This window comes from Micromonospora chalcea, from assembly GCF_002926165.1.
In the GTDB taxonomy this organism is placed as follows: domain Bacteria; phylum Actinomycetota; class Actinomycetes; order Mycobacteriales; family Micromonosporaceae; genus Micromonospora; species Micromonospora chalcea.
In genome coordinates, this window is record NZ_MAGP01000118.1 from 52,385 (window position 1) to 64,280 (window position 11,896).

At 74.4% G+C, this 11,896-nt stretch carries 6 protein-coding genes; 3 read left to right on the top strand and 3 right to left on the bottom strand.

Annotated elements, in window-relative coordinates:
* Positions 1-253: 253 nt before the first annotated feature.
* Positions 254-5,161, bottom strand: a complete 4,908-nt coding sequence (locus BAW75_RS17720; RefSeq protein WP_104114282.1) for an SCO7613 C-terminal domain-containing membrane protein — start codon at positions 5,159-5,161, stop codon at positions 254-256.
* A 162-nt stretch (positions 5,162-5,323) separates the two neighbouring features.
* A complete protein-coding gene (locus BAW75_RS17725) occupies positions 5,324-6,751 on the bottom strand; it encodes a UDP-glucose dehydrogenase family protein (protein ID WP_043326489.1) in 1,428 nt (475 codons plus the stop codon).
* Positions 6,752-6,999: 248 nt separating this feature from the next.
* On the opposite strand from BAW75_RS17725, the gene BAW75_RS17730 reads away from it, so the two are divergent.
* Positions 7,000-8,163, top strand: coding sequence for an acyl-CoA dehydrogenase family protein (locus BAW75_RS17730; RefSeq protein ID WP_043326488.1), 1,164 nt, complete (start codon positions 7,000-7,002; stop codon positions 8,161-8,163).
* Between the two features lie 52 nt (positions 8,164-8,215).
* Here BAW75_RS17730 and BAW75_RS17735 read toward each other — a convergent pair whose 3' ends face one another.
* Positions 8,216-8,869, bottom strand: a complete 654-nt coding sequence (locus tag BAW75_RS17735; RefSeq protein WP_064447700.1) for a hypothetical protein — start codon at positions 8,867-8,869, stop codon at positions 8,216-8,218.
* A 23-nt stretch (positions 8,870-8,892) separates the two neighbouring features.
* Here BAW75_RS17735 and BAW75_RS17740 point away from each other — a divergent pair, with 23 nt between their 5' ends.
* Positions 8,893-9,408, top strand: a complete 516-nt coding sequence (locus tag BAW75_RS17740; RefSeq protein ID WP_030501344.1) for an acyl-CoA thioesterase — start codon at positions 8,893-8,895, stop codon at positions 9,406-9,408.
* Positions 9,409-9,726: 318 nt separating this feature from the next.
* Positions 9,727-11,718, top strand: a complete 1,992-nt coding sequence (locus BAW75_RS17745; protein WP_104114283.1) for an acetoacetate--CoA ligase — start codon at positions 9,727-9,729, stop codon at positions 11,716-11,718.
* Positions 11,719-11,896: the final 178 nt, after the last annotated feature.

The window sequence follows — 11,896 nt, forward strand, 5'->3', positions numbered from 1 at the left end:
CGGTGGGTGACCGTTGCCTCCGTGGCTGCAGAGCAAAGTCGGCAGAGAGGTGCCCCGCCCGCCCCGGCACTTCGACACGGAATGTGACCGGACTGAACGGCCGGGGAGACGCCGCGAGCCGGCCGGGCAGGGCGCTGCGGACCGGCCGGCAGAGTGCCGCGGACCGGCCGGGTGAGGTGCCGCGGACCGGCGGGCACGCGGCCCGGCGTCGGGCGTGAGTCGGGCGGGCCCGGCACCGCCAGGCCCGATCGGCTCACCGCATGCCGCGCAGCGCGGTCTGCAGGCGCTCCTGGGCGCGGCGGCGACGCTCGTTGCTCGCGCCCAGCGCCAGCAGCACGATGCCGACCGGGATCAGCACCAGCCACGGGCCGAGGCTGAACAGCGCGTGCACGGCCGCGATCGCGGTCACCGCGGCGCCCACGATCACCGGGGCCTGCTGCCGGCTGGTCGAGCCGAAGATGAGCACCGCGACGGCGCCGAGTAGCAGCAGCACCTGGCGCAGCATGCTGGAGTCGGTGGCGATCACGATCGCAAGCGTGGGCAGGAAAGCGGTGACGAGCGCCGGGCCGTACGCCACCCAGCTCGACAGGTCGGGCCGGTGGCGCAGTTGCAGCACCCCGACCAGCAGGGCGAGCGCCGCGAACGGCAGCGTGTACGCCTCCGGCAGCGCCACGTCGGCCACCCGCATCAGGATCCACCAGGCGCTGATCTCGCAGGCCACTACCGCCCAGAACAGCAGGTTGCGCTCCATCGGCCGCCGCCCCGGACGGGTGGCCGCCACCCCGAGGACCGCGCCCCACGCGGCCAGCAGCGCGGCGATGTGCCGGGGCGAGTCGTACGCCAGGGCCAGCGCGATGAGCGCCGCCCCGAAGCCGCTCCACTCGACGGTGGCCGCCTCCCGGTACGCCTCGGGGCGGCGCAGCCGGGGCAGTGTGGCGGCGAAGACCTGCAACGCCGCGCCGACAGCGAGTACCCCGAAGGCGGACCAGACCGCGGCGAGCCCGGACTTCAGGCCGACGGTGAGCACGAAGAGTTGCGCCATCAGCGAGCCGAACAGCCAGCCCAGGATGCGGGCGCGCTGGGTGGTGCCGAACAGCGCGGCGACGGCGCCCACGCCCACCGCGCCGCCGAGCGTGAACACGGTCAGGTCGCTGGTGGCGAGGCTGCCGGCCAGCCCGGCGCCACCGGCGGCCAGCCCGAGGGCGAAGACCAGCACCCGGGCCACCCGGATCGACCGGCCCGGCTCGGCCAGCGCCGGCGGTGGGGTCAGCGCCAGGCCGAGCATCGAGATGGTGAACACCGCCAGCGCGGCCAGCGCGGTCACCGGCCAGCCTCGGCCGAGCGCCACCGGCGTGATCAGCAGCGTGACCGCCGCCCCGGGCAGGATCACCGGCACCGCACGGGACCGCCGGCCCCCGCTGAACCCGGTGGCGGCGAGCGCCGCGGTCACTGTGAGCAGCAGCGCGGTGAGCACGTGGGTGGGATTCACCGCGTTCGCCGGCGGGGTCAGCAGCTCCGGTGGCGGCCCCTGCCACACCCGGCTCAGCACCGCGAACGGCGAGAACAACGCCACCACAAGCGCGGGTGCCAGTGTGGCCAGCGCCAGCGCGGTGGGCAACGCCGCGGCGGCGAGCGCGCCGGCGGCCGGGCTGACCCGCCAGCGCAGCACCGGATCGTCCGGGTCACGTCGCATCGCCCCGTTCAGCAGGACGGTCCAGCGGCGTACCGGCCGGGCCGAGCCGGCGGGCGGGACCGTGGCGGCCCGTACCAGTTCGGCGAGCACGCCGAGCAGCGCGGCGGCGGCAGCGAACACGCCCGCCGGCAGGCCGACCGCGAGCGCGGCGGCAGCGGTGACGGTGGCCGCGCCGACCACCGCCACGCTGGCGAACGGGAGGTACTGCGGCACGTACCGGCGCGCGGCCGCGATCGCGGCCAGACCGATGCTGGTGGCGGCCAGCGCGGCGGTCAGCACCACCTGGGGCGGGTGGCCGAACGCGGCGGCCAGGGCGGCCACCGCGCCGGGCAGGGCGACCACCGCGGCGCCCGCGCCTGCGCCGCCCACCTGCACCAGGTGCGGCGGCATGCCCTCGGCGCGTACGTCGTTTACGAGCGACGGCGCGAGCGTACGGGCCAGGGCGGCCACCGTCGCCCCGATCAGCGCGATGCTGCCGAGCGCCAGCGCCGTGGTCCCCGGGCGGACCAGTCCCGCCCCGGCCGCGTGCAGCGCGACCACACCGGCCACCGTGGCCCGGGACAGCGAGGCCCGGGGATCGACAGCGGCCACGGCCGCCATGCCGTAGACAGTGGCCACCATTGCGCCCACCACCACCGGGGACCACCAGGGCAACTCGAACGCGGCCGGCGCGCCCACCGTGGCGAGCACGACGGCCAGGCCAGAAACGTCGTACTTCCACGGCGCGGGCAGCAGGACGGCGGCGGTCACCGCGAGCAGCACCAGCGCGACCGGTGCCTGCCAGGTCGACCCGCCCGTCGGCGCGGCCGGCCACCCGCTCAGGTCCCCGGCCCAGATCGGGCCGGGGGTGGCCAGCACGCCGAGCCCGCCGCGCAGCGCGCTCCAGGCGGCGATCAGGCCGAGGAGCAGGCCACCGGCGGCGATGCCGAGGATCGGTCCGCGCCGCCACTCCTCCGGCAGCGCCCGGGCCGCCACCGCGACCAGCAGCACCAGCGCGGAGGCCACCACGAGCTGACCGCCGGGGGCGAGCACCGCGGCGATCCGGGCCAGTGTGGCGACGAGCGCCACGGTGGTGGCGGCCAGGGCCAGGTCGGACCCGTCCAGGGACATGTCGGCGCGGCGCCCCGCGTCGATGCGCGGCGCGAGCGCCAGCAGCGCGGCGGCGACCAGGAGCAGACTGCCCACCCAGGCGTCCGCCGAGGTCGCGCCCGGCGCGCCGAACGCGGCGGCGGCGACGGCCACCGTGCCGAGCACGGTGCCCAGCGCGTGCGGAATGCTCAGGTGCCGCTGCGCCACCTGCACCAGGGCGGCGTAGCCGAGCGTGACGCAGACGGCGAGGAAGCTCGCCGCGAGGATCGGAACGGTGATCTCGCGCAGGTTCGCCGGAGTGGCGATCGGCGGGGTCGCCGCGGTGGCGGCGACGAACGCGGCGACGGCGCCCGGCAGTGCGAACGCCGCGCCGCCGGCCGCCCAGGCGCAGACGGTGTCGGTCGCGGCGGCGGCGAGCCGGACCCGAGGGGCGAGGGAGACCAGCGCGCCGGCCAGGAAGAGCAGCGTCAGCGCCGCGGCGGTCAGCGCCGGCCGGGCGAGCGCGGCGCCGGCGCCGATCAGGCCCAGCCCGGCCGCGGTGACCGCGTGTGTCACCGCCGCGCGTTCGGTGCCGGCGCTCAGCCCGAGCACACCGACGACGACCGCGGTCAGCAGCATCGGCCAGCAGGCCGCCGCCCACCCCAGGCCGAGCGACGCGGGTACGGCGAGTGCGGTGAGCGCCGCGCCGACCACCGCGAACTCACGCCGGATCTCGGGCGGCAGCGCGATCACGGCGGCGACGGTGAGCAGCAGCGCGCTGGCGGCGAGCTGCCAGCCGGTCGGGCCGACCGCCCGGGCCAGCTCGGCGTGCCATCCGCTCAGGTCCGCCGACCAGGCCGGCAGCGCGGCCCGGAGCGGCGCCAGCCCGGCGCGCAGCGCGCCACCGGCGACCACCAGGCCGCTGACCGTGAGCGCCACCGACGACGCGAGCTGCGGACCCCGCCGGGCCGCCTCCGGTACGGCCCGGACGGCGAGCCCGGTCAGCGCGATGACGGCGGAGATCAGCAGCAGGGACCGGCCCGGCAGGGCCACCGAGGCGACCCGGCCGAGCGCGCCGATCACCGCGAGCGTGAGGATGCCGGCGCCGACATCGGGCAGCGGCGGCCGGCGCAGCACGAGCGTGCCGGCCAGCGCGACCAGGGCGGCGAGCAGCAGCACCGCGCCCGATGCGGCGGCCGGCGGGACGGTGGCGGCGCGCAGCAGGCCGGTGACCGCGTACGCCAGCGCGACAGCGACCGCCACGCCGTGCAGTAGCCAGGTCAGCTCGGGCAGCCACGGCACCGGCCGGGCGGTGGCGGCCGGCTCCGGGGGAGCGTCCCCGCCGAGCACCTCGCCGGCCTCCTCCGGCGCCGACTCGGGCCGGTCCTCGTCGGCGCGTTGCCGGGGCGGGACGGGCGGGGTCGGCGCGGTGGCGGGCAGGTCACGCCGGACCGGCCGCTCACGTACCACAGCGGAACGGACGAGCGCGAGGTCGAGCACGGCCACCGCGGTGAGCACCAGCGCCCAGCCGACCGGCCCGGTGATCCGCTCGTACGCCAGCAGCGGCAGCACCGGCTGGGCGGCCAGCACTGTGGCGAAGCGTGGCGCGCGCAGACCCGTCCCGTACGCGTACCCCAGGGCGACGAGCGTGGTGACCAGGAAGATCGTCCCGGCGAACGCGGCACCTGATCCGTCGCCGCCGATCCGGTCCACGGCCCAGAGCGCGTACCCGGCCAGCGGCACCAGCAGCAACCCGACCGCGGCGACGGTCTCGGCGGTGGAGGTCAGCCCGCGCCGGGCCAGGACCGGCGGGGCGACGAGCATCAGCGCCGTCGCCACCAGCAGTACGCCGAGACGCGCCAGCGCGTCCATCGAGCTGGTGGCCACCGCCGCGAAGACCACCGCGGCGACGCCGAGCAGGAGCGCGCCCAGCCCCAGCGGGATGTTCTGCACCTCGCGCGAGGACGCCTCGGGCGGGTGCTCCGGGTCGTCCGCATCGAGCCAGCGGGGGCGACCGCGCGGCGGCGACGGGGGCAGGTCCTCCGGCGGCCCGGGCGGCGAGGTGCCCTGGCGGGGCACCCGGGGCGGCGCGCCGGTGGCGGCGGTGGGCGGGCGGCGGCCGGGCCGGCGGCGCAGGACCCGGCGCGGCCGGGTGGCCTGCCGGACCCGTTCCTCACCGGCGTGCGCCAGGATGTCCCGCTGGAAGAGGGCGGCCTGCATCTTGGCGGCGATCTGCCGCTGTTCCCGGGCGATCTCGGCGTCGCGGGCCTTCATCTCGGCGATCGAGCGCTCGATGTCGGCCAGGTGCTCGGCCCACTGCGGCTGGTGCGCGCCGCAGTGCGGGCAGACGACGGCGGGCTTGATGTCCTGCCCGCACGAGGCGCACCTGAAGCTCTCCACGACAGTCTCCCGTCCGCCCGTGCCCTCGCACTGTGGACCTCCCAGAGGCAGCATGCCTTGAGTGGGCCGGGATTTCGACAGTTGCCGCCGCGTTCCGGACAACAAAAAGCGGACCGGCCGCTGGGAGACGTTCCCCGGCGGCCGGTCCGCGCGGTCAGCGGATCAGGGGCGGCCCATACCGCGGTACTCCCAGCCGGCCTGCGTCCACAGTGTGGAGTCGAGGCAGTTGCGCCCGTCGACCACTTTGCGGCCGTTGGCCAGCTCGCCCAGGGCCACCGGGTCGGCGTTGCGGAACTCGGCCCACTCGGTGAGTACGCAGACCAGGTCGGCGCCGCGGACGGCGTCGTTCATGGTCTCCTCGTACGTCAGCTCGGGCACCGCGCGGCGCGCGTTCTCGATCCCCTGCGGGTCGAACACGTGCACGTCGGCGCCGGCCTTGCCGAGCAGCGCGGCGACCGCGAGCGCCGGCGCGTCGCGTACGTCGTCGGTGTTGGGCTTGAACGTGGCGCCGAGCACCGCGACGCGGGTGCCGGACAGGTCCGGCCCGGCCGGGCCGGAGCGGCGGCCGAGCAACTCGGCGGCGAGCTGCACGACGCGGCTGCGCCGGCGCAGGTTGATCAGGTCGACCTCGTGCAGGAAGCGCAGCGCCTCACCGGCGCCCAGCTCCTGCGCGCGGGCCTGGAAGGCGCGGATGTCCTTGGGCAGGCAGGCGCCGCCGAAGCCGAGTCCGGCCTGGAGGAAGCGGTTGCCGATGCGCGGGTCGTAGCCGATCGAGCGGGCCAGCTGGGTGACGTCGCCGCCGGCGGCCTCGCAGACCTCCGCCATCGCGTTGATGAAGGAGATCTTGGTGGCGAGGAACGCGTTCGCGGCGACCTTGACCAGCTCGGCGGTGGCGAAGTCGGTGACCACGAGCGGTACCTCGCGGTCCTCGGTGGCGGCGAGGTCGAAGACGCCCTTGTGCGCGGCGTAGAGCATGCCGTTTGCCCACTCGCTCTTGACGCCGACCACGATCCGGTTCGGACGCAGCACGTCGTCGACGGCGAAGCCCTCCTGGAGGAACTCGGGGCTCCACGCCACCTCGACGCCGAGGTCGGCCGGGCTGTGCTTGCCGACGAGCTGCTCCACCCACTCGGCGGTGCCCACCGGCACGGTGGACTTGCCGACGATCAGCGCCTTACGGGTCAGGTGCTGGGCCAGGCTGGTCACGGACGCCTCGACGTACGACAGGTCGGCGCCCATGCCGTCGGCCCGCTGCGGGGTGCCGACGCAGATGAAGTGGACGTCGCCGAAGTCGGCGGTCTCGTTGATGTCCGTGCTGAATCGCAGCCGGCCCGCGGCCAGGTTGCGCCGCAGCAGCTCGTCGAGGCCGGGCTCGTGGATCGGCACCTCACCGGCGTTCAGCTTGGCGATCTTGTCCGCGTCGACGTCGAAGCCGAGCACCTCGTAGCCCAGTTCGGCGTAGCAGATGGCGTAGGTCGCACCGAGGTAGCCGGTGCCGAGGAACGTCACCCGGGGGCGGGGGGCGCCGGACGGCGGGGTCACCGCGGCGATGGCGGGCATCGGCTGGGTGTTCGGGTACGGAATCGTCACGCCTGTCTTCTCCGCTCGCACTGGCGGCGCTTCCATGCGTCGCATTCTGCTGGGGGCGCCTGGGCCGGGCACCGAGGGAACTGAATTTCTGCTGTGAGGGTAGTGGGGCCGGGCGGGCGACGCTCGGGCGCGAGCCTACCCGCCGGTAAGGTCCGGCAGGGGCCGGTGGCTATCCTTCAGTTTGCGGCAGTCTTCGGCCCCCGGGCGGTACAGACTGCGCATGATAGCGGTGAAAGGGGAGGGCCGACATGGCCGCAGAGCAGTCGTTCGACGTCTACCGGTTGCCGGAGGAGCACGAGGCGATCCGGGAGGCGGTCCGTGAGGTCTGTGCGGCCAAGGTGGCACCGCATGCCGCTGAGGCCGATGAGACAGGTGAGTTCCCGAAGGCGTCCTACGAGGCGCTGCGGTCCGCCGACTTCCACGCCCCGCACATCCCGGTCGAGTACGGCGGCGCCGGCGCGGACGCGCTGGCCACGGCCATCGTGATCGAGGAGGTGGCGCGGGCCTGCGCCTCGTCCTCGCTGATCCCGGCGGTGAACAAGCTGGGCACCATGCCGCTGCTGCTGGCCGGCTCCGAGGAGCTGAAGCGCAAGTACCTGACTCCGGTAGCGGCCGGGGAGGGCATGTTCTCCTACTGCCTCTCCGAGCCGGAGGCGGGCTCCGACGCCGCCGCGATGACCACCAAGGCGGTACGCGACGGCGACCATTGGGTGCTCAACGGCGTGAAGCGGTGGATCACCAACGCGGGCGTCTCCGAGTACTACACCGTCTTCGCCGTGACCGATCCCACAGCCCGGTCGAAGGGCATCTCCGCCTTCGTCGTGGAGAAGTCCGACCCGGGCGTCAGCTTCGGCGCCCCGGAGAAGAAGCTCGGCATCAAGGGCTCGCCGACCCGCGAGGTCTACTTCGACAACGTACGGATCCCGGCCGACCGCATGATCGGCGCCGAGGGCACCGGCTTCGCCACCGCGATGAAGACGCTGGACCACACCCGGGTCACCATCGCCGCGCAGGCCGTCGGCATCGCCCAGGGCGCGCTGGACTACGCCAAGGGCTACGTCCAGGAGCGCAAGCAGTTCGGCAAGCCGGTCGCCGACTTCCAGGGCATCCAGTTCATGCTCGCCGACATGGGCATGAAGCTGGAGGCGGCCCGGCAGCTCACGTACGCCGCCGCCGGCCGGTCCGAGCGCGGCGACGCGGATCTGACCTACTTCGGCGCGGCCGCGAAGTGCTTCGCCTCGGACGCCGCCATGGAGATCACCACCGACGCGGTCCAGCTGCTCGGCGGCTACGGCTACACCCGCGACTACCCGGTCGAGCGGATGATGCGGGACGCCAAGATCACCCAGATCTACGAGGGCACCAACCAGGTGCAGCGCATCGTCATGGCCCGTCAGCTGCTCAAGGGCTGACCGGAGGCGTTCGGGCGGGCGGGCCGGTGCACACCGGCCCGCCCGCGCTCGTTCAACGGCTCTCGGTGCCCTCCGGCCGGCCCGCGCCGCGCGGCGGGGCGGACCACGGCGACTCGCCGCCGGTACGGCGGGGCAGCGGCTCGGTCGGGCTCTCGGGGTACGCCAGCGTGAGCGGTGGCGTGTCCGGGTCCTTCGCCGGCGCCGGAGGCCAGTCGGTGAGCGTCGGCTTGTGCTCCACCGGCGCGGCGGCCGGGGTCAGCTCCGCCTCGGCCGGCGCGGGTGTGGCGGGACGCCGCCAGCGGCTCGTGCTGAACACGGCCATCAGCAGCAGCACGCCGATGAGGAACAGCGTGCCGTTGTCGAGCGGGTCGCGCAGCGGCAGCGGGTCACCGAGCAGCTTCAGGTCACCGGGCACCCGGTCCCGCACGCTGAACGGCGCGACGAACAGCCCGAGGTACGGGACCGCGAGCAGCAGGCCGGCCACGAGCGGGCCGAGCGGCGAGAAGCGCAACGTGCCGAGCAGGCCGAGCAGGATGCCGGCGACGCCCAGATAGACGGCCGGCTCGATCAGGTTCGGCGTGCTGTACGTCCCGATCTCCACCCAGCGGTCGACGGTCCGCTCAGATCCGTCCTGACCGAGCGTGACGAGCACCCAGGTGACGGGCGCCACCGCCAACCCGGCGAGGAAGCTCCAGAGATGTCGCATCCGCGCACCGTACCGTTTTCGGCATGACAGATCATCCCGCGGTCCCGCCGGGTAAACCGACCTCGTACTCCCGCGTCACGCTCAGTCGCATCATGACCGCGGTCGATGTCAATCTGTACGGGACCGTGCACGGTGGGGTACTGATGAAATTCGTGGACGACGTTGCCGGCGCGGCGGCGGCCCGGCACAGTGGCGGCACCGCGGTGACCGCCTCCATCGATGAGATCGTCTTCTCCGAGCCGGTCCGGGTGGGCGACCTCGTGCACGCGCACGCCCAGATCAACTGGACCGGCAGCACCTCGATGGAGGTCGGCGTGAAGGTGGTCGCCGAGCGCTGGGACTCGGCCGAGGAGGAACCGGTCCGGGTCGCCACCGCGTACCTGGTCTTCGTGGGCGTCGACGTGGGTGGCACGCCCCGTCCGGTCCGGCCGGTGCTGCCGGAGACGCCGGAGGACGAGCGCCGCTTCCGGGAGGCCGAGATCCGGCGGGCGCACCGGCTGGCCCGCCGCCGGGCGATCCAGGCCCACCGCGCCGGCTGAGGTGCAAGGAAGGGCCCCTTGTTAACGCCTCCGGTAGAGGAGGGGACCCCTATTAACACCCCCGCCGACACACGCCGCCTCCACCGGCGCCTGGACACCCGCGGAGGGCGAGGTGTTAACAAGGGGCCCTTCCTCTACCGGAGGCGTTAACAGGGGGCCCTTCCTTACACGCGGGCCACATGGGGTGGGGGTGCGGGGTGTGGGCGGGCCACGCCCCGTGCGCCGTGCCCGGCGCGGACAATGGCGGCACGAGGTAGGGCAAGATGGCGCCACGGCCCCGGCACACCGTCGTGGCAGGGCCTCAGGGAGGGTGGATCAGTGGCTGACGTGCTGTGGACGCCGCCGGCGGACGTGCGGGAGCGGTCCCGGATCGGTGACTACCTGCGCTGGCTGGCCGAGCACCGCGGGCTGGAGTTCGCCGACTACGACGCGCTGTGGCAGTGGTCGGTGACCGACCTGGAGGCGTTCTGGCGCTCGATCTGGGACTGGTTCGACGTGGTCGCGCACACCCCGCCGACGGCGACGCTGACCGACCGGGCCATGCCCGGCGCCCGCTGGTTCCCCGGCGCGACGCTCAACTACGCCGAGAACGTGCTGCGCATGCCGGGGCTGGGCGACGACGACCCGGCGGTGATCGCGCACGGTCAGACCCGCGCCCCGGAGACGCTCACCGCCGCCGAGCTGCGCGAGCGGGTCCGCCGGGTGGCGGCCGGGCTGCGCCGCCTCGGCGTGGGTGCGGGCGACCGGGTGGCCGCGTACGCGCCGAACATCCCGGAGACGTACGTCCTGCTGCTGGCCACCGCCAGCCTCGGCGCGATCTTCTCCTCCTGCGCGCCCGAGTTCGGCACCCGCAGCGTCACCGACCGCTGGCAGCAGATCGAACCGACGGTGCTGGTGGCAGTGGACGGCTACCGGTACGGCGACAAGCCTGTCGACAGGCGCGCCGAGGTGGCCGCGATCCGGGCCGCGCTGCCGTCGCTGCGGCACACGGTCGCCATCGCGTACCTCGATCCGGACGGCCCGGCCCCCGACGGCGCGCTGCCGTGGGCGGAGCTGGCGGCGCCGACCGACGAGCCGTTGACGTTCACGCCGGTGGCGTTCGACCACCCGCTCTACGTGCTCTACTCCTCCGGCACCACCGGCCTGCCCCGGCCGCTCGTGGACGGCCACGGCGGCATCCTGCTGGAACACCTCAAGATGCTGGCGCTGCACCACGACCTGGGTCCGTCCGACCGGTTCCTGTGGTTCACCACGACCGGCTGGATGATGTGGAACTTCCTGGTTTCCGGCCCGGCGGTGGGCGCGGCGATCGTGCTGTTCGACGGCAACCCGGGCCACCCCGACCTGGGCGCGCTGTGGCGGCTGGCCGCCGACACCGGCACCACGTACTTCGGCACGTCCGCGCCGTTCCTGCTGGCCTGCCGCAAGGCCGGCCTGGTGCCGCGCGAGGTCGCCGACCTGTCCGCGGTGCGCGGCCTCGGCTCGACCGGCGCGCGGCTGCCGGCCGAGGGCTTCATCTGGGTGTACGAGAACGTCAGCGACCGCCTCCAGCTCCAGTCGCTGTCCGGCGGCACTGATGTGTGCACCGGGTTCGTCGGCGGCGTGCCGCTGCTGCCTGTGTACGCGGGGGAGATCGCCTGCCGGGCGCTGGGCGCGAAGGTGGAGGCCCGCTCGGCCGACGGCAGCGCGGTGATCGGGCAGCTCGGCGAGCTGGTGATCACCGAGCCGATGCCGAGCATGCCGGTCGGGTTCTGGAACGACAGGGACGGCGCGCGCTACCGGGAGGCGTACTTCGAGGTCTATCCCGGGGTGTGGCGGCACGGCGACTGGATCACCGTGAACGAGCGCGGCGGGTGCGTGATCACCGGCCGGTCCGACGCCACGCTCAACCGGGGCGGGGTGCGGCTCGGCACCGCCGAGTTCTACTCCGTGGTCGAGGGCCTGGACGAGGTGGTCGACTCGGTGGTCGTGCACCTGGAGGACGACGAGGGCGGCGCGGGTGAGCTGCTGCTGTTCGTGGTGCTCGCCGAGGGCCTGGAGCTGGACGACGACATGCGTAAGAAGATCTGCCGGGAGCTGCGTACCGCGCTGTCGCCGCGGCACGTGCCGGACGAGATCCACCAGGTCCGGGCCGTGCCGAGAACGTTGAGCGCCAAGAAGCTGGAGGTTCCGGTCAAGAAGATCCTCACGGGTACCCCGGTGGACAGCGCGGCGGCCAAGGGCGCCCTGGCCAACCCCGAGTCCCTGACGGCGTTCGCCGCCCTGGCCCAGCGCCGGTCCACCACCGACAGCCCCGTCTCGCCTCGCTGATCCCGCCGTGCCCGCCGACCCGCCCGTTGATCTTGCACTTTCTGCCCCGGCGAACGGGGCGAATCACCCGCCCCGAGGGCCGAAACTGCAAGATCAACGGGGGAGGGGCGAGGGTCAGGGCAGGGTGTGGGTGGTCTTCTCGGTTTCGGCGCGGGAAGCCAGGCGGGTCGGGTCGGGG

What these genes read in the sequence shown, in the direction of transcription:
- BAW75_RS17740 (WP_030501344.1), top strand. Translation starts at nt 8,893, where the DNA reads ATGACAGATCATCCCGCGGTCCCGCCGGGTAAACCGACCTCGTACTCC.
- BAW75_RS17730 (WP_043326488.1), top strand. Translation starts at nt 7,000, where the DNA reads ATGGCCGCAGAGCAGTCGTTCGACGTCTACCGGTTGCCGGAGGAGCAC.
- BAW75_RS17735 (WP_064447700.1), bottom strand. Translation starts at nt 8,869, where the DNA reads ATGCGACATCTCTGGAGCTTCCTCGCCGGGTTGGCGGTGGCGCCCGTC.